This window comes from Pararhodobacter sp., assembly GCF_034676075.1.
Taxonomy (GTDB): Bacteria; Pseudomonadota; Alphaproteobacteria; order Rhodobacterales; family Rhodobacteraceae; genus Pararhodobacter.
Map to the genome: position 1 here is coordinate 1 of NZ_JAUCCQ010000079.1, position 17,520 is coordinate 17,520.

Below are 17,520 nucleotides of genomic sequence, written 5' to 3' on the forward strand. Positions count from 1 at the left end.
CATAAAAGGTTGCGTCATGGGGCGTCTTCCGGCAGCCTGATCCTGTTTCGATGTGTTGTTATTCCAGGAGTTCATCATGCGCTTTGCTCGTCAGGATCTTGTCGTCCTGCTCGCCGCCGTCTTCACCCTGGCCTTCGCCTCCCTCGCCGCCGCACAAATTCCCGGCCCCCTGGCGGGCTCGATCTTCGGCTCGGGACAGCGGGCGCTGGTCGTCGTGCTGCACGGGGACCTCTCGAACGGAAGGGACGCCACCTATCACCGGAGTTTCGCCGAGGATATCGCGCGCCGCCATGGCGATGTCACCGCCGTGGCGCTGATCCGGCCGGGGTATTCCGGCGGTCGCGGCCTGCAAAGCGCGGGCAGCAACAGCAACCGGCGCGACCATTACACGCGGGCCAACAACGATCTGGTGGCCGAGAGCATCCGGGCCCTGCAGCGGGCGACCGGCGCGCGGCGGGTGATCGTGGTGGGGCATTCGGGCGGCGCGGCGCAAGTCGGCGCGATCATCGGGCGCTTTCCCCAGCTGGTGGACAGCGCGGTGCTGGTGTCCTGCCCCTGTGACATCGGCCGCTGGCGGAGCATGCGGGGGCGGAGCGCCTGGCAGAACAGTGAATCCCCCAGTCAATTCGCCTCGCGCGTGTCGCGATCGACACGGGTGATCGCGGTCGTCGGTGCCAACGATTCCAACACCGCCCCGGCTTTGTCGCAGGATTACGTGGCCGCGCTGCAGGCGCGTGGTGTTCCGGCGGGGATGATGCTGGTCCGTGGTGCCTCCCACGATTTCAATGGCTCGCTGCGGAGCGCCGCGCTGAGCGCGGTCGAGGCCGAGATTCAGCGGTAAGCGTCGGCCGTTTCCGGGACGGGCTATCCCCCTCGATGCAGGGGGCGATGTTGCGGGAGCCGGACAGGGCGGGGGAGCACGATTCCTTAACCCCCGCCGCGCAGGATGGGCTCGGAACTGTCCGCCCCCGATAGATCATGCGCTGCCTCATCGCCCTCCTGCTCCTGAGCCATCCCGCCGTCGCTGCCGACCCTTGTGAGGATCATTTCCGCGCCGGGCTGACCGCCTATCGCCTGGTTGACACCCGCCTCGATGAGATCGAGGTGACGCTCTATGCGGGCCTCGGCTGGGTCACGCGGCGCGGCGTGCTGGCCCGGCTGGAGGATCTTTCAGCCCGGACCACTGCCTGCGAGGAGGTGGGCGTGGTGCAGGACCGTCTGTCCCGCGTCGGGCGCGACCTCGGCGAGGCGCAGCGCCGGTTCCAGCTGGCGGCGGCGCTCTGCCACGGCATCAACCGCGGACGAGCCGAGGGCAATGTCGAGCGTCTGACCGACAGCGCCGCGATGCTCAACGATCTGGAGAATTATGTCCGCTCGCTGGCCCGGATCTGCCGGGGCTCTTGACGGTTCTGCGCGGCGCTGCCCTCCGGCCATGCCGCGCAGGGGGCGGCGGGGGCGCTTACCGCGGAACCAGCGTCCGGCCGACCGGCCAGAGGGCGAAGCCTGCCAGCTTCAGATGGGCCCAGGCGAAGGGCAGGCCGATGATGGTGATCGCGTTCAGCACCGCGGCCATCAGATGCCCCAGCGCCAGCCACCAGCCGGCCAGCACCAGCCACAGAAGGTTCCCCAGCGTCCCCAGCGTGCCGGTGCCGATATCGGGGCCGGTGACCTCCTCCCGGTCGGCCGCGCGCATGCCGAAGGGCAGCAGCGTGTAGCCCGCCATCACCACGGCCGAGCGCGCCCAGGGCAGGCCGACGATGCTCAACGCCATGAGCAGCGCCGCCAGCAGCCAGCCCGCCGCCATCCAGGCGCCGCCCAGCACAATCCACAGCACGTTCAGGATCAGGTTCATTGCAGCCTCATATGTTAATGATATTCACATGGCGCATTCCGGCGCCGTTTCAAGACCCGCGATGCGCGGACCCTTGACCGCATCAAACCGCCGGGATAGCCCGCCCGCATGGCGCCCGCACCCCTTCTCCAGCTTTCTGGCATTTCGCTCACCTATGGTGGAAACCCGCTCTTTGACGGGCTCGATCTGGTCATCCAGCCGGGCGACCGGCTGGCGCTGGTCGGCCGCAACGGCTCGGGAAAATCCACGCTGATGAAAATCATGGCGGGGCTGGTCGATGCCGATCAGGGCGGCCGTGTGCTGACCCCGGGCACCACCGTCGGCTACATGGAGCAGGAGCCCGATTTCAAGGGCTTCGCCACGCTCGGCGATTACGCTCTGTCGCGGCTCGATCCGTCCGAGGGCTACCGGGTGGAGATCGCCGCCGAGGGTCTGGGCTTCGATCCCTCCGTGGCGGTGGAGACGGCGAGCGGCGGCGAGCGGAGGCGCGCGGCGCTGGCGAAGCTGCTGGCCGAGGCGCCCGAGCTGATGCTGCTGGACGAGCCGACCAACCACCTCGACATCCAGGCCATCGGCTGGCTGGAGGAGCGCCTGCGCGAGACGCGCGCGGCCTTCGTGATGATCAGCCACGACCGCGCCTTCCTGAATGCGCTGAGCCGGGCGATGCTCTGGGTCGACCGCGGGCAGGTGCGCAGGCTCGACCAGAGCTTCACCGCCTTCGAGGATTGGCGCGACCGGATCTGGGCCGAGGAGGACGAGGCCCGTCACAAGCTGGACCGCAAGATCAAGCACGAGGCGAAATGGGCGGTCGAGGGCATCAGCGCCCGGCGCAAGCGCAACCAGGGCCGGGTCCGCGCGCTGGAGGCGCTGCGCGACGAGCGGTCGTCGCAGATCCGGCGGCAGGGCACGGCGGCGATGGCGCTGGAGGCCGGGCAGCAATCGGGCAAGCTGGTGGCCGAGGCGGTCGGGATCTCGAAATCCTTCGAAGGCGTGCCGGTGGTCAAGGATTTCACCCTCAAGGTGCTGCGCGGTGACCGGGTGGCGCTGGTCGGGCCGAACGGCGCGGGCAAGACCACCCTCCTGAAACTGCTGACCGGCGAGATCCAGCCCGACAGCGGCACGATCCGGCTGGGCACCAATCTGGAGATGGCGGTCTTCGACCAGACCCGCGCCCGGCTCGACCCCGAGGCGACGCTGTGGGAGAACCTGACCGGCGATCCGCTGATGCGGGTCAGCGGGCAGGCCGATCAGGTGATGGTGCGGGGCGTGCCGAAGCATGTGGTCGCCTATCTGAAGGATTTCCTCTTCGACGAGCAGCAGGCCCGGGCGCCGGTGCGCAGCCTGTCGGGCGGCGAGCGGGCGCGGCTTCTGCTGGCGCGGATCATGGCGCGCGAGTCCAACCTGCTGGTGCTGGACGAACCGACCAACGATCTGGACGTGGAAACGCTGGATCTGCTGCAGGACCTGTTGGGCGATTATCCGGGCACCGTGCTGCTGGTCAGCCACGACCGGGATTTCATCGACCGGGTGGCGACGACGACGCTGGCTTTCGAGGGGCAGGGCAAGATCACCGCCTATGCCGGGGGCTGGTCGGATTACCGGGCGCAGAAGGCGCTGTCCGAGGAGCCCGAGCGCCCGGCGGCGGTGAAGGCCGAGGCGCCGAAACCCGGGTCCAAGGCCGCGGCCAAGGCGGCGATCAAGGCCGCGACACTGACCTTCACCGAGAAGAAGCGCCTCGCCAGCCTGCCGGCCGAGATCGCCCGGCTGGAGGCCGAGATCGGCAAGCTGTCCGAGCTACTGTCCGACGCCGACCTCTACACCCGTGAGCCGGTCAAGGCTGCCAAGGCGACCGAGATGCTGGGCCAGCGGCAGGCGGCACTGGCCGCGGCCGAAGAGGAATGGCTGGAACTGGCCGAGCGCGACGAAAGCTAGGGCGCCGGGTGGCGGTGGGTGCGTTTCCACAAAAGCCACCCCAGCCCCAGCGTCAGCGCCAGCGAGGCCAGCAGACCCAGCGCATTGCCCAGGATCTCGCTGGCCTGGCCGATCTGGCCGCCCGCCAGATAGCCAAGGCCGATATAGGCCACGACCCAGACCATCTCGCCCAGCACTCCCATCACCGTGAAGGTGAGCCAGGTCATGCCCGCGCCCCCCGCCAGCAGGTTGACGTAGGGCCCCAGCACGCTGAACATCCAGCGCGACAGGAAGACGGCGACGCCGCCGCCCTTCTGGACCGAGCTGCGCGCGCGCTCCAGCACCGCGGCGCGGCTGCGGGATCTGAGCAGCCAGCCCTCGGCCTGCTGGAAGCCCAGCCGCCCCAGCTGATAGCCCGCCTGATCGCCCAGCACCGCCCCCCCCAGCGCCGCCGCCGCTGCCGGGGTAAGCGCCAGATCGCCCGAGGCGGCGAAGGCCCCGGCCGTCAGCATCATCATCGACGAGGGCACCGGGATGGCGAGGCAGGACAGGAAGGTGACGATGGCCAGCGCCAGCGCCCCCCAATCGGCGACCTGGGCCAGCATCCATTCAGTCATGCGGCTGCTCGCGCCATTGGGCAATCCCGGTGCGGATCCGCTCGAGCAGGACGGGCAGGGGAATGTTCTCGTCCCGGGCGATCATCTCGAGGCTGCGGCGCGGGCGGCCCTCGGGCGTGATGCCCGCGATCTCGACCATCACCTCGCGCGGGACGTTCCACGAGCGGCCGACATAGCCCAGCGGCATCCAGCCCTCGATCGCCTGGTCCTGATGGGCGGGATCCGACCAGTAGAAGGCGCCCATCGCCACCCGGATGCCGAAATAGAGCGTGCCGATCAGCGCCAGCGCGAAGCCGATGCGCAGGAGCCAGCGAAACTTCGAAGAGGACAGGATCATCGGCGCCTCGGGCAGGTCACGGTCAGGCAGCTTACCCGGGTGCCCGGCGCGGGCAAGGGGCCATGGCGCCGCGGGGCGAGGGCCTGCGTGTCATCCGATTGTTTCAATCCCTAACAAAGGCCTGAACAAATGGAATGAAACTGGACAGTTGGCGGAATTTCGCGCAGCATTCGGCCTGATCCGGGAGGTGATGCCAGGCAATTATTCTTCGCTGCCCAGCCCAAAGTTTCCCGGTCGCGGATTTGAGATACCCATGGAGACTACGATGCGTAAATTTATCAAACTCGCCTTTGCCGCGGCCCTGGCCGTGTCCTCGCTCGCCGCCGTCGGCACCCGTTCGGCCGAGGCGCAGAACTACAACCTCCGGCCGTCTTACGGTTCGTTCAACCTGGTGGCGGGCTTCACGCCCGACCCGCAATGGCTGCAGGGCCGCGCCGGGGGCGACGTGCATTTCAACCCGGTCAACGGTTGCCCGGGCGGCGGCTGGGTCGCCAACGCGCCCGATTTCCGCGTGCATTATCAAGCCAGCTCCTGGCCGCTGACCTTCTACGTCCGCGCCCCGGGTGACACGATCCTGTTGATCAACGATCCGGCCGGCCAGTGGTATTGCAACGACGATACCGACGGGCTGGACCCGGCGATCCGCTTCGGCAGCCCGCGCTCGGGCCAGTACGACATCTGGATCGCGACCTACAACCGCTCGCGCGTGCGCAACACCCGGCTCTATGTGACCGAGCTGCGCTGAGCCCGCCTCAGCCGATGAGGCCGAGCAGGCGCTTGGCCTCATTGGCGCAGGGGGTCAGCAGCGATTGATCCTCGCCCGGGAAGAAGCGGCCGCGCGTGGCGGTCGGCATCGGCGCGGGGGTGTCGATCAGGATGCGCGGCGCGCGGGTCGGACCCAGCGCCGCGTTTTCCGATTGCCAGGCGCGGGCCAGCGCGATCTGCCCGGCCTTCGCCGCGCCATAGGCGCCGAAGAATTTGGTGGTGCCGGTGCCGTCATGCCAGGCGGCGTCATCGAAGAACAGCGCGGTGCCCTGACCGCTGGCGCGCAGAAGCGGCTCGATCATCGGGATCAGCGTGCCGGTGGCGCGCAGCGTGGTGGCCAGCGTCTTGTCCCAATCCTTGGCGGCGATATGCCCGGCGGGGGCCAGCGGCGGCACATGCACCGCCGGATGCGCCCAGAGGTCGACCTTGCCCCAGCGCTGGTGGATCGACAGGCAGATCTGCCGCATTGCATCGTCATTGGTGATGTCGACGGGCACCAGCGTGGCGCTGCCGCCCTTGGCCTGGATGCGGTCGTCCAGTTCCTCGAGCGCGCCGGTGGTGCGGGCGAGGGCGACGACATGCCAGCCCGAGCCGCCCAGAGCCTCGGCCAGCGCAGCGCCAAGGCCGCGCGAGGCGCCGGTGATCAGGGCGATTCGGGGTGCGGGTGATTCGGGGGTGCGGGGGCTCTCGGTCATGGCTGGCTCATGCCATCGGGCCGGGTGCAAGGCAAGGCGGCGTTGGGCCGCGGCGGCACGCTCCGGGATTTCGCGCCGTCCGCGCGTTGTAAATTCCGGCCCTTTGCAAAGGCCCGTGTTTGCAAAGCCTGAGAGGTGAAAATCGCCGCGCCGCCGCACGGACGCTTGACCGCCTGCCCCGCGCGCAGGATAAACGCTGCAACTCGGACCTACGATCAGGGAGATACTCGTGGCCCAGCAAACCCTTCTTCAGGCGTCTCTCGGGACGTCCTCGCTTGTCAAGAAAGCCCTCATCGTGCTGGGCGGCTCGGCCCTGATCGCGGTGGGTGCCCAGGTCAGCGTGCCGATGCTGCCCGTGCCGATGACCCTGCAAACCCTCGCCATCCTGATGGTCGGCTTCACCGCCGGTTCGCGCCTCGGCGCCGCCGCGGTCGTGGCCTATCTGCTCGAAGGCGCGGCGGGTCTGCCGGTCTTCGCCGGTGGTGGCGCGGGCGCGGTCTATCTGATGGGCCCGACCGGCGGCTTCCTGCTGGGCTTCGTGGCGATGGCCTGGGCCGCTGGCCTGCTGGCTGAGCGCGGCGTTGCCCGGGGCCTGGTCGGCACGGCGCTGGCCGCGCTGGCCGTGTCGGCTGCGCTCTACATCCCGGGCCTCGCCTGGCTGACCGCCGTCACGCCCCTCGACCTGACCGGCGCCTTCAACGTCGGTGCGCTGCCCTTCCTGCCGGGCGATGTGGTCAAGGCCGTCGCCGCCGCGCTGATCGTCAGCGGCGCCTGGAGCGCGCTCGGCAACCGCCGCGGCTGAGCCGGTTTCCCGGAGCCGCCTTTGAACGACAGAACCCCCGGTGGCACCGCCACCGGGGGTTTTTCCTTGCCCGCGACTGCGGGGCAGGCTGACGGGCGGCACACTCGCCCCGGCAACGGAAAAGGCCCCGGGCATAGCGCTCGGGGCCTTCGTGTCATCTGCCCCAATGCTGGGTCAGGGGTGGGCCTGCAGATAGGCGATGATCGCCGCCCGGTCGCCCGCGTCGCGCAGGCCGCGGAAGCTCATCCGCGTGCCGCGCATATAGGCGCGGGGATCGGCCAGGAACTGGTCCAGCTCCTCGGCGGTCCAGATCAGCCCGTTGGCACCGGCCTCCTGCATCGGCGGCGAGTAGCGGAAGCCGTCGACCGCGGCGGCATGGCGGCCGACGACGCCGTTCAGGATCGGGCCCGTGCCATTGCGGGCGCTGTCGCCGACCTGGTGGCAGGCCCGGCACTGGCGCCAGAGACCTTCGCCCTGCGCCACCAGCGCCGGATCCGGGCCGGCAGCGGGTTCGGGCTCGGCTGCCGCTTCCTGCACCGGCTCGGCGGCCGGGGCGGCGCCTTCGCCCCCTTCGGGCGCGCCCGCGCCATCGGCCACGCCGCTCGGACGGTCCGGTGCGAAAACCGTCACCGCGCCCTCGGGGGTCGATTGCAGATCGGTCGCGCGGCGGGTGATATGCACCGCCGGGCCGCAATCCGACATGCAGGCTTCGGCCGTGAACAGCGGGAATTCCGTTTCCACCCGGTCATCAGCATAGAAGCCCTCGGCATTGGGCATCGGCACCTCGGTGAAATTCTCGTTCGAGAGCACGAAATCGTCCTCAACGATGCCGTTCGAATAGAGAATATAGGCGGTCAGCGCGTAGGTATCGTCCGCGGACAGGATCTGCGCATTGCCGAAGGGCATCGAGCGGTGGACGTAATCCCAGACCGTCGAGAGATAGGGCCAATAGCTGCCCACCGTCTTGACCGGCCGCCGGTCGCGCAGGGTGCCCTCGCCCCCGGCGATGACCGGATAGGCGCCGGCGCCCTCGCCGAAATCGCCGTGGCACATGGCGCAATTCTCGACCCAGAGGTCTTCGCCCGTCAGCACGTCGCCCGATCCGACCGGCAGGCCGGTGCCATCGGGTTCGACCGCCACGTCCCAGGCGGCGATTTCCTCGGGCAGCGCGGCGCGGCCCAGGTTCAGGGTCTGCGCCGCGGCGGGCAGGGCGGCGAACAGGATCGCCGTGGTCGCCAGAAGCTTAAGAACCGACTTCGACATTTTCCACCGCTCCGTTTTCGTAGACAGCCCAGGTCTGGATGCCGTTGTTGTGGTAGACCGAGTTGAGGCCGCGGATTTCGCGCAGCGCATCTTTGGTGGGCTGGACATAGCCCGTGTCATCGGTCGCGCGGGATTGCAGCAGCATCGGCGAGCCGTCCCAGTCGATTTCCAGATAGAACCGCGAGAGGGCGTATTTGCCGCCCTGCGTGCCGATCCGGGCCTCCTGCCAGTTGACGCCGCCGTCCAGCGACACGTCCACCCGCGTGACCGCGCCGCGACCGGACCAGGCGAGGCCGGTGATAACGAGGGGTCCCGAGCCATGGGTGATGGGTTTCTGCGGCGAGGGCGAAGTGATGACCGATTTCGCGTCCATCGCCCAGGTCCATTTCCGGGCGCGGCCGTCGGGCATCAGGTCGGTGTATTTCGAGGTCTCCTCGCGCGCCTCGACCGCCGAATGGGTGACGCCGATGCGGCGCAGCCATTTGACCCACATGTTGCCTTCCCAGCCCGGCACGACCAGACGCACGGGATAGCCGTGTTCCTTGCGCAGCGCCTCGCCATTGGCGGTGAAGGCCACCAGCACGTCATCCATCGCCTTCTCGATCGGCATCGAGCGGCCGTTGGACGAGGCATCGGCGCCCTCGACATAGACCCACTGGCCTTCGGGCTGGACGCCCGCTTCTTCCAAGAGCACCCGCAGCGGGATGCCGGAATATTCCATGTTGTGGATCATGCCATGGGTGAATTGCGCGCCGTTCAGCTGCGCGCCGCCCCATTCCATGCCCGAGTTCGCCGCGCATTCGCAGAAATAGACGTGGTTCTCGCGCGGGAAGCGCTGCAGGTCTTCCCAGGTGAAGACCAGCGGCCGGTCCACCAGCCCGGTGATCATCAGCCGGTAATCGTCTTTGCTGAGCTCGATGGCGCCCGAATGGTGCCGCTCGAAGGCGCAACCCGCCGGGGTGATCGTGCCATCCAAAGCATGGATCGGCGTGAAGTTGATCGAGCTGATCGGATCGGCGGTCAGCCACGACACGGTGCGGCGCACCACGTCGCCCTCAAAGCGAATGGGCAGGCCGTAGGGGGTGGCATCCACGCCCTCGCCGGTGGCAGAGGCCCAGTCCTGCACTTCGGTAATCAGCGGATCGGGGCCCTCCTGCGCGGCGGCGGCCCCGCCCAGCGCGGCCCCGCCGGCGGCGAGGGTCGCGGTGCGCAGGAAGCCGCGGCGGCTGACGTCGATCCCGGCGCCGTCAAGCGCGTCGTCGTCGGTCCTGTCGGTCATGACGCTTGCTCCTTTGTTCGGATTATTGGCCGGTGACCGTGACCGACCCGTTGGGTTCGGCGCTGACGGTCCCGAGTTTGCGGATATGGGCTTCCACCACGTCCCAGATCATCGGCCCTTCGGTGCCCTCGTTGACCGAGGCCCAGCCGCCGACCGTGTAGCTGCGGGCGGGGTCCAGCGCCTCGCCGGTCCTGAGCAGCGTCAGGCCGGTGATCCGCTCGCCGATGGGTTTGGAGATGTCGATGGCATAGCCGAGGCCCCCCAGCCGCACCATGTCGCCGCCCTGCTGGTAATAAGGGTCGGTGTTGAACAGGTTGTCGGCCACGTCTTCCAGGATCGTGTGGATGAATTCCCCGGTCATTTCCGTGCGATAGACCTGGCCGTAGGTCATCGAGGTGACGTTGTGGATATCCTCGCGGGTGATCTCCTGACCCGGCATGATGCTGGCACCCCAGCGCACACCCGGGGACATGGCGATCTCCACGTCGCGCTCGCTCATCACCGCGTCGCAGATCAGGTTGTCCCAGGTCCCGGCGAAATTGCCGCGCCGGTAGAGCAGGCTTTCCGACGTGCCGACGACCTCTTCCATCTGCTCCTTGTAGGGCGCGCGCTCGGCCTCGATGGCGGCGGCCATCTCGGCGTCGGGCTGGATCACGTCCGAGAAGATCGGGATCAGTTTGTGACGGAAGCCCATCATGCGGCCGTCGCGCACGTCCAGATCCAGACGGGTCACGAACTTGCCGTGCGAGCCCGAGGCGATCAGCAGCGTCTCGCCCACCAGCACCGGCTCGGGCAGGGCGTCATGGGTGTGGCCGGTCAGGATCACGTCGATGCCCGAGACCCGGCCCGCCATCTTGCGGTCGACATCGAAGCCGTTGTGGGACAGCACGACGACCACATCGGCGCCATCGGCGCGGACCTCGTCCACCATCTCCTGCATGCGCTCGTCGCGGATGCCGAAGCTGAATTCCGGGAATTTCCAGCGCGGGTTGGCGATGGGGGTATAGGGGAAGGCCTGACCGATCACCGCGACCTTCACGCCGCCCCGGTCGAAATAGGTGTAGGAGGGGATATCCTCGTAGGGTTCGTCCCATTCGGCGTCGAAGATGTTCTGGCCGAGGAAGGGGAAATTAAGCTGGCCCATCAGGTCGAGAACCCGGTCGGTGCCGAAGGTCCATTCCCAATGCGAGGTCATCGCCTCGGTGCCCAAGAGGTTCATCAGGTTGACCATGTCCTGCCCCTCGCTGAGGTAGGAGGACATCGAGCCATGCCAGGTGTCGCCGCCGTCGAGCAGGATCGCGTCCGAGCGGTCGGCGCGGATCGCCTTGACCACCGTCGCGATGCGGTCGAGGCCGCCCATCTTGCCGTATTCACGCCCCAGCGCGACGAAATCCTGATAGGTCAGCGCATAGGCCTCGCGCGAGCCGGGGGTCAGGTTGTAGAGGTTCAGGAAGTCCTGGCCCGTGACATGCGGCGGCAGGCCCCGCACGTCGCCGACGCCGAAGTTGAATTCGGGCTCGCGGAACCAGATCGGCTTGAGCTGTGCGTGGATGTCGGTGACATGGATCAGCGACACGTTGCCGAAGGTGTCGAAGCGCAGCAGGTCATCCTGGGTCAGGGATTGCTGCGCGGCCACTTTCGACCAATTGCCAAAGCCGGAAGCGCCGTAGAGGGCGGACGCAGCCACCGAGGCTTGCAGGAACTCGCGCCGGGAAATCATAGGGATGCTCCTTGGAAGCGGTCGGAGAAGGGGCAGGCCGGGAGGAATGCATGCCAACCTTCATAGAGGTGAATATAGTCGGGCGACCGGAAATCCGGTCGCTCAACCGGCAGGGAGGAGGGGAGGGGGACGCGACAGGCGCGCCCCCCGGCCTGGAGGTTACGGACGAACCGAAACACCTTCGATGCCCAGCCCCATGCCGCGCGAGGCGACATAAAGCTCGAGCGCGCGGAACTCGTCCGAACCTTCGGCGAAGGTCTCGGCGCGGGTGTCGCGGATGCAGCCCCGGAAGCGGTTGTGGATCGAGACGATCCCCGCGTTCTTCAGCCGGTAGGTCGGGAAGCCCGAGATCTGGCCCTGGCTGAGGTGGTCGGCGCGGATCATCTGACCCGTGCTGTCCTCGTGGCAATTGGCGCAGCTCAGTTCCAGCTGGCCGTAGCGGGTGTAGTACATCTCGCGGCCCTGCTCCCAATAGGGGGCGGCAGGACCGTCGATCTGCACCGCAACCGGCATGCCGCGCGATTGCAGCGACAGGAACGAGGTCATCGAGGTCATCTCGTCACCCGACCAGCGCCAGGCTTCGGCGCCCATGCGTTCGGTCCGGCAATTGTTGACGTAGTTCTCCATCGACCACAGCACGCCGTCTTCGTTGACATGCGGCATCATCGCCCGCACGCCGCGCATGCTTTCCTCGGCGTCGCCGTGGCAATCCTGGCAGGACTGACCCGCGGTGCCGTCGACGGTGGTCCACAGATCGGCCCCCGCCTCGACCGCGATCATCGCCGGGTTCTCGAAATCATCCATCTCCATCGCCCGCGTGTCTTCGCTGCGGAACAGCCAGCCCGAATAGCGCTCGGGCAGGTTGGGGGTGATGATGTCGTCGCTCGGGGCGCGGGTCACGATGTGCAACTCGCCGTCGATGACCAGATCCGCCGTAAGGTCGGGATCGGCCAGGGCCGCGCCGCTCCACAGCGCGGCCACGCAGGCCGAGGCCAGCGCCAGCGATCTTGCAGGCTTCAGGTGCTGCATAATGTCTCCTCCCAGACTTCTGTTGCGCCGAATGCTCAGCTCACTTCAAAGGCTTCGGTCGCGGTGTAGACTTCGCCGTTGTCATCGTACCAGGTGAAGACGAACTCGCCGGATTCGGGCACCACGGCCTCGAATTCCATGTAGGGGTTCGCCGAGATGGCGGGTTCCATCGCCACGTCGATCACCATCACCCCGTTGAATTCACAGGTGAAGCGGTGGATGATCTCACGCGGGATCGTCTCGCCGGCCGAGTTGCGGCGCTGGCCGGTTTCCATGTCGTGGTTGATCAGCGTCTTGACGGTGATCGAATCCCCGGCCGAGGCCGAGCGGGGAAGGCGGATGCGGGGTCTGACGTCGGTCATGATGTGCTCCTGATAGGGTCGGTGGGGCGGATCCGAGAGGGATCAGCCGCCGCAGCCGCCAATGGTGACCTTCACTTCGACGCGGGTCGTCTTGAAGGTGCCGTCCGCCATCTTGGCGATCGCGACCACGTCCTGGGTGCGGCCCAGACGGATGCGCGTGGCGATCATCGGCGCGCCCGAACCGGGGCCGAAGGTGAACTTGCCCAGACCGGGGGTCGGGTTGCCGGTGGCGACCAGCACGATCTCGGTCGCGCCCTCGGCCGAGACCGAGACGGGCACGGTGTTGCCGTTCTCGGCGATCTCGGGGGCGGTGATGGTCACGCCGCCCTCTTCCATGGCCGCGCCGCCGGTATAGGCGGTGATCCAGTCCTCAACGGCATCGGCGAAGGCGGTGGCCGGCAGCAGGGCCACGGCCGAGGCGCCCAGACCGATCGCGAAGGTGTCGCGTCTTGTCAGCATGGGGATACTCCTTTTCGAAAGGGGGACGGGGCTGACCGGCTCAGTCGGTCAGCGTCATGAGATAGGCCAGCGTGTCCTCGATCTGCTGCGCGGTGAGCAGCGGGCCGAAGGTCGCGGGATCGGCGGCGCGGCCGGTGAAGGCATCGCCCGGGCGGATGAATCCGTCGACGCGGTAGAAGGACGGCATCCGCGTTTCGGGGAACATGTGCTTGGCATCGACGATGATGCCGCGCAGCTCGGCCTCGGACCAGCGGCTTCCCACGCCATCCAGCGCCGGGCCGATATTGCCCTGGAACTGCACGTTGGGCAGGGCGGCGAATTCGTGGCAGGCCACGCAATTGCCCTGCGCGCGGTTCGAGACGACGGCGACACCGGCTTCGGCATCGCCGGGCGCGCCGGTCAGCGATTCGGGGATCTGGACGTCGTCGACCCAGACCACATCCGCCGGCGCGGTCTCGGCATAGGCAGTTCCGGCCAGCACGAGGGCGGCGACGAGCCCGGTCACAGCGTTCAGCTTCATGGATGTCCTCCCTGACATTCAGCAGATGGCGTTGCGCTCTCCCAAACGCATCACGGGCTCATCGTAGACGATGGCGTACCGTGAGAGCAACAGGAAATTCATTTATCTGCATATAGTGAAAAATTATTGAAGACCACCCCGCGCGGTGCCGCGAGGATCGCGCGCCAAAGGATTGGCGCGCCGGGGTTTTTCGTTTCTGCGGTGCAGCGTCTCAATTGCTGCCGAGATTGCGCGCGACGTAGTGCTGGAAATGCTCGTCGCCCTCATAGCCTTTCTCCAGCACCCAACGCAGCATGAGCCGGGTGGTTCCCCGCTCGAAGGCGCCGGGCATCACCATGACCGCATTTTGCGCCGCTGTCCCCGATTCGGGAACCGTGTCGGGCATGAAGAGCATCGTCGGGGTGAAGACCACGCCCCAGCGCACCATCATGTCGCGCTCGTCGCGTTCGTCGCCGTCGAAATCGGTGACCGGGATGTTGCCGAAGAGGTTCATCTGCACGACGAAGAAATCCTCGCGCAGCATGCGGGTGATCTCGTCGTCGATATAGACCGTCTCGTGCATGCGGGTGCAGTAGATGCAGCCGCGCTGCTCGACCATGATCAGCATCCGCTTGCCCAGCGCATTGGCCTCGGTCAGGTCGTCGCGCATGTCGCGGAAGGTCTCGACGATCCAGTCGGGCTTGTGCAGCCCGTCTTCGCCCAGAGGCGGCACGGGTTGATCGGCGCGGGCCGTGCCGGGGCGCAGCAGGGCGGGGGCGGCCAGGCCCAAAGCGAGGCCGGTGGTGATCAGGCGGCGTCTTGTGGTCATGCGTTCCTCCCTCGGGTCATCCGATCGTGGCGAGCCAGGGCATCGTCTCGATCATCCATTGCGCGATATAGTTCAGGCTGTTGGTGGCGATCAGGATCGCGAAGACGATCAGCATGACGCCCATCACCTTCTCCACATATTGCAGCTTGTCGCGGTGGCGGCCGACCCAGCCCAGGAACGGCCGGGCGAAAAGCGCGGCGATGACGAAGGGCAGGGTCATCGCCAGCCCGTAGACCGCCAGCAACAGCGTGCCCCGCACCAGATCCCCCATGCCCGAGGCGATCATCAGGATCGCCGCCAGCGCGGGACCCACGCAGGGCGTCCAGCCGAAACCGAAGGCCAGCCCCATGACATAGGAGCCGAGGATCGACTGCGGCGAGCCCGCGGATTCGATCCGCGCCTGACGGTAGAGGAAGCCGATCTTCACCACGCCCAGGAAATGCAGGCCGAAGACCAGCAGCACCGCCGCCGCCACCCAGCGCAGCGTGTCCTTCCACTGGATGAAGGCCTGACCCAGCGCCGTGGCACCCAGCCCCAGCAGCATGAAGATCGAGGTGACGCCCAGCGCGAAGGCGATGGAGGACAGCACCAGCCGCCGCTGCGCCCCGGGGGCGAGACCCTGGTCAGAGCGCAGCTCGGCCATCGACAGCCCGGCCATGTAGCACAGGTAGAAGGGCACCATCGGCAGGATGCAGGGGGACAGGAACGACAGGATTCCGGCCAGAGCCGCCCCGCCGAAGGAGATATCGAACATGAAACGCGCCCCTCCCAAGGCGCCGCCGGAAGCGGCGCACAAGCGTCCTGCGCTGGGCCTTGTTCCGACGGTCTGAAAACATTACAATGTTCATATGTTATTTTGGACCCGTCAACCGGATTCGTGCACGCGTGCAGTTTCTCTGGTAGGATGGAATCGCCCTCGGGGCGAGGAGGATACCATGGCCGTCACCCTTCCGATTCGACTGCGCCGCAGGCTCGGCGCCGCCGCGCTGGCCGCGGTCGCGCTGGTATCTGTCATGGTGGTGACTGCGGGTGCCGCCGCGGCGCAGGAGCTGAGGCTTCTGATGATCGAACAGGTCGGCTGCGTCTATTGCGCGGCCTTCAACCGCGATATCGCCCCGGCCTACGAGGTCTCGCCCGAGGGGCAGGCGGCGCCGCTGATCCGCGCCGATCTGCGCGGCCCGCTGCCCGAGGGGGTGACGCTGGCCTCGCGTCCCTTCGTCACGCCCACCTTCATCCTGCTCGGCCCCGACGGGGTGGAAGTGGGCCGCCTGACGGGCTTTCCCGGGCAGGATTTCTTCTGGCCCTATGTGAACGAGATGATCGACCGCGCCCGCACCCAGCCCAACGGCTGACGGGGGCGGACCAAGGTCGCATTCCCGCCTTGCCGCGCTCGATTCCCCTGTCACGGCATGCTAGGGTCGCCGCGACGATGGAAGAGGGCTGTCGCCGCCTGAGGCGGGGCAGGGTGGGACCATATGGCGCCAGACGGGCGAAACGCCGATCACGAAGAGACCGCGCGTGCCGAGCGTCCCGCAATGGCACGCCCGGTCGAGCGCAGCTGCTCCCCCGCCGCCTCGCCCGAGGCGATGGCGCTGGAGGCGCGTCAGGCGGCCGATTTCCTCAAGGCGATGGGGCACGAGGGGCGTCTGCTGATGCTCTATCACCTCTGCGAACGCGACCACACCGTCACCGAACTGGAACAGCTGATCATGTCGCGGCAGGCGGCGGTCAGCCAGCAGCTCGCGCGCCTCAGGCATGAGAAGCTGGTCACGACCCGGCGCGACGGCAACCAGATCATCTATTCGCTGGCCGACAACCGGGTGCGCGAGATGGTGATGGTGATCCAGCGGCTGTTCCGCCTGCCCTGAGGGCGCGGGGCCTGATCCAGATCAAAGCCTTCATTCCGATATAGCAATATGTACCGGGCAGCTTGGCCCGGAGGATTGCGCATGGAGAGCTTCATCGCCTTTGTCGAATGGATCGGCGAGGACCGCGCGGGGGCGCTCTTCGGCCTGCTGACCGGCATGGTCTTCGGCATCGCCGCTCAGCGCTCGTCCTTCTGCCTGCGCGCGGCCACCGTGGAATTCGCCCGCGGCATCCTGGGCGGCAAGGTCGGGGTGTGGCTGCTCACCTTCTCGACCGCCATGGTCTGGGTGCAGGGGGCGCAATGGCTGGGCCTCTTCGACGCGCGGGATGCCCGGATGATGGGGGTGGCGGGCAGCTGGTCGGGCGCCGTGATCGGCGGGTTGATGTTCGGCGTCGGCATGGTGCTGGCGCGAGGCTGTTCGGGTCGGTTGCTGGTGCTGGCGGCGACCGGCAACCTGCGCAGCGTCGTCTCGGGTCTGATCTTCGCCGTCGTCGCGCAGATGAGCCTGCACGGCTGGCTCGCGCCCTTCCGCAGCTGGCTCGCGGGGCTCTGGACCACGCCCAACGGGCAGAACCTGAACCTGCTGACGCTGATCGGCCTGCCGGACGAGGCCGGGCTGGTGCTGGGGCTGATCCTGGCGCTGGTGGCGATCGGCGTGGCGGTGCGGGCGAAGATGCCGGTCGGCACGCTGGTCTTCGCGTCGGGCGTGGGCTTTGCCGTGGCGATGGGCTGGGTGCTGACCTGGACCCTGGCCGAAATCGCCTGGGAGCCGGTCAACGTCACCTCGGCCACCTTCACCGGCCCCTCGGCCAATACGCTGATGTTCTTCCTCGAACCTTCGCCCGCGCTGAATTTCGACATCGGGCTGGTGCCGGGGGTGTTCCTGGGCGCGTTCCTCAGCGCGCTGGTCCGCCGCGAGTTCCGCTTTCAGGGCTTCGAGGGCGAGGCCAATATGCGCCGCTCGATGTTCGGCGCGGTGCTGATGGGCTTCGGCGGCATGCTGGCCGGGGGCTGCGCCATCGGCGCGGGCGTCACCGGCGGCTCGATCTTCGCGGCGACGGCCTGGCTGGCGCTGTTCTGCTTCTGGCTGGGGGCGATGGCGACGGATCTGCTGGTCGATCAACGGGGTGGGCGGCTGGCGGCGACGTGAGGCCGGGGCGTTACCACGGGGCGAGACGCGCGTTGCGGCCGTGCGCGGAGGCGGGGGGCTTCCGCCCCCAGAGACCGTAAAAGG

At 67.7% G+C, this 17,520-nt stretch carries 21 protein-coding genes; 8 read left to right on the plus strand and 13 right to left on the minus strand.

Translation table 11 applies throughout. From position 1 onward, the window contains the following. Positions 1–76 precede the first annotated feature (76 nt). A complete protein-coding gene (locus VDQ18_RS16720; protein WP_323022056.1) occupies positions 77–841 on the plus strand; it encodes an alpha/beta hydrolase family protein in 765 nt (254 codons plus the stop codon). A 137-nt stretch (positions 842–978) separates the two neighbouring features. Then, positions 979–1,404 carry a hypothetical protein gene (locus VDQ18_RS16725; protein WP_323022057.1) on the plus strand — a complete coding sequence of 142 codons (426 nt, stop codon included), beginning with the start codon at positions 979–981 and terminating at the stop codon, positions 1,402–1,404. Between the two features lie 55 nt (positions 1,405–1,459). Here the strand turns inward: VDQ18_RS16725 and VDQ18_RS16730 are convergent, their stop codons facing one another. Continuing rightward, positions 1,460–1,852 carry a YccF domain-containing protein gene (locus tag VDQ18_RS16730; protein WP_323022058.1) on the minus strand — a complete coding sequence of 131 codons (393 nt, stop codon included), beginning with the start codon at positions 1,850–1,852 and terminating at the stop codon, positions 1,460–1,462. Positions 1,853–1,960: 108 nt separating this feature from the next. On the opposite strand from VDQ18_RS16730, the gene VDQ18_RS16735 reads away from it, so the two are divergent. Further along, the gene (locus VDQ18_RS16735) at positions 1,961–3,784 is read left to right on the plus strand and encodes an ABC-F family ATP-binding cassette domain-containing protein (RefSeq protein ID WP_323022059.1); all 1,824 of its coding nucleotides are present in this window, start codon (positions 1,961–1,963) and stop codon (positions 3,782–3,784) included. On the opposite strand, the gene VDQ18_RS16740 is transcribed toward VDQ18_RS16735, so the two are convergent. Both VDQ18_RS16740 and VDQ18_RS16745 read right to left on the minus strand, forming a co-directional pair. Then, on the minus strand, positions 3,781–4,380 hold the full coding sequence (locus VDQ18_RS16740) for a DedA family protein (RefSeq protein WP_323022060.1): 600 nt from the start codon (positions 4,378–4,380) through the stop codon (positions 3,781–3,783). The genes VDQ18_RS16735 and VDQ18_RS16740 overlap by 4 nt on opposite strands. Further along, entirely contained in the window at positions 4,373–4,717 is a 345-nt protein-coding gene (locus VDQ18_RS16745) for a hypothetical protein (protein WP_323022061.1), read from the minus strand. The genes VDQ18_RS16740 and VDQ18_RS16745 overlap by 8 nt, the downstream gene beginning before the upstream one ends. Before the next feature lie 265 nt (positions 4,718–4,982). Between VDQ18_RS16745 and VDQ18_RS16750 the strand changes: the two genes are divergently transcribed. After that, a complete protein-coding gene (locus tag VDQ18_RS16750) occupies positions 4,983–5,462 on the plus strand; it encodes a peptidase S1 (RefSeq protein ID WP_323022062.1) in 480 nt (159 codons plus the stop codon). Positions 5,463–5,469: 7 nt separating this feature from the next. Here VDQ18_RS16750 and VDQ18_RS16755 read toward each other — a convergent pair whose 3' ends face one another. Then, positions 5,470–6,177 (minus strand): SDR family oxidoreductase, encoded by a 708-nt coding sequence (locus VDQ18_RS16755; protein ID WP_323022063.1) that lies wholly within the window; start codon positions 6,175–6,177, stop codon positions 5,470–5,472. Between the two features lie 229 nt (positions 6,178–6,406). On the opposite strand from VDQ18_RS16755, the gene VDQ18_RS16760 reads away from it, so the two are divergent. After that, positions 6,407–6,979, plus strand: coding sequence for a biotin transporter BioY (locus VDQ18_RS16760; RefSeq protein WP_323022064.1), 573 nt, complete (start codon positions 6,407–6,409; stop codon positions 6,977–6,979). 174 nt (positions 6,980–7,153) lie between these two features. Here the strand turns inward: VDQ18_RS16760 and VDQ18_RS16765 are convergent, their stop codons facing one another. The 9 genes from VDQ18_RS16765 to VDQ18_RS16805 all read right to left on the minus strand — a co-directional run bounded on the left by VDQ18_RS16765 (position 7,154) and on the right by VDQ18_RS16805 (position 15,173). After that, positions 7,154–8,242, minus strand: a complete 1,089-nt coding sequence (locus tag VDQ18_RS16765; protein WP_323022065.1) for a c-type cytochrome — start codon at positions 8,240–8,242, stop codon at positions 7,154–7,156. Beyond that, positions 8,223–9,521 (minus strand): sulfite dehydrogenase, encoded by a 1,299-nt coding sequence (gene soxC / locus VDQ18_RS16770; RefSeq protein ID WP_323022066.1) that lies wholly within the window; start codon positions 9,519–9,521, stop codon positions 8,223–8,225. Before soxC ends, VDQ18_RS16765 begins: the two co-directional genes overlap by 20 nt. A gap of 22 nt (positions 9,522–9,543) precedes the next feature. Then, complete coding sequence (soxB, locus tag VDQ18_RS16775; RefSeq protein WP_323022067.1) at positions 9,544–11,241, minus strand: thiosulfohydrolase SoxB; 1,698 nt, start codon at positions 11,239–11,241, stop codon at positions 9,544–9,546. Between the two features lie 159 nt (positions 11,242–11,400). After that, positions 11,401–12,270, minus strand: coding sequence for a sulfur oxidation c-type cytochrome SoxA (gene soxA / locus VDQ18_RS16780; protein WP_323022068.1), 870 nt, complete (start codon positions 12,268–12,270; stop codon positions 11,401–11,403). Between the two features lie 35 nt (positions 12,271–12,305). Continuing rightward, the gene (gene soxZ / locus VDQ18_RS16785) at positions 12,306–12,632 is read right to left on the minus strand and encodes a thiosulfate oxidation carrier complex protein SoxZ (RefSeq protein ID WP_416235120.1); all 327 of its coding nucleotides are present in this window, start codon (positions 12,630–12,632) and stop codon (positions 12,306–12,308) included. Positions 12,633–12,674: 42 nt separating this feature from the next. Beyond that, entirely contained in the window at positions 12,675–13,091 is a 417-nt protein-coding gene (soxY, locus tag VDQ18_RS16790) for a thiosulfate oxidation carrier protein SoxY (protein ID WP_323022069.1), read from the minus strand. A 40-nt stretch (positions 13,092–13,131) separates the two neighbouring features. Continuing rightward, a complete protein-coding gene (soxX, locus tag VDQ18_RS16795; RefSeq protein ID WP_323022070.1) occupies positions 13,132–13,611 on the minus strand; it encodes a sulfur oxidation c-type cytochrome SoxX in 480 nt (159 codons plus the stop codon). A 211-nt stretch (positions 13,612–13,822) separates the two neighbouring features. Further along, on the minus strand, positions 13,823–14,419 hold the full coding sequence (locus VDQ18_RS16800; protein ID WP_323022071.1) for a thioredoxin family protein: 597 nt from the start codon (positions 14,417–14,419) through the stop codon (positions 13,823–13,825). A gap of 16 nt (positions 14,420–14,435) precedes the next feature. Continuing rightward, the gene (locus tag VDQ18_RS16805) at positions 14,436–15,173 is read right to left on the minus strand and encodes a cytochrome c biogenesis CcdA family protein (RefSeq protein ID WP_323022072.1); all 738 of its coding nucleotides are present in this window, start codon (positions 15,171–15,173) and stop codon (positions 14,436–14,438) included. Positions 15,174–15,354: 181 nt separating this feature from the next. Between VDQ18_RS16805 and VDQ18_RS16810 the strand changes: the two genes are divergently transcribed. The 3 genes from VDQ18_RS16810 to VDQ18_RS16820 all read left to right on the plus strand — a co-directional run bounded on the left by VDQ18_RS16810 (position 15,355) and on the right by VDQ18_RS16820 (position 17,436). Next, positions 15,355–15,771 (plus strand): hypothetical protein, encoded by a 417-nt coding sequence (locus VDQ18_RS16810; protein WP_323022073.1) that lies wholly within the window; start codon positions 15,355–15,357, stop codon positions 15,769–15,771. 183 nt (positions 15,772–15,954) lie between these two features. Then, positions 15,955–16,287 carry a metalloregulator ArsR/SmtB family transcription factor gene (locus tag VDQ18_RS16815; protein ID WP_323022074.1) on the plus strand — a complete coding sequence of 111 codons (333 nt, stop codon included), beginning with the start codon at positions 15,955–15,957 and terminating at the stop codon, positions 16,285–16,287. Positions 16,288–16,368: 81 nt separating this feature from the next. After that, on the plus strand, positions 16,369–17,436 hold the full coding sequence (locus VDQ18_RS16820) for a YeeE/YedE family protein (protein ID WP_323022075.1): 1,068 nt from the start codon (positions 16,369–16,371) through the stop codon (positions 17,434–17,436). The last annotated feature ends 84 nt before the right edge of the window (positions 17,437–17,520 follow it).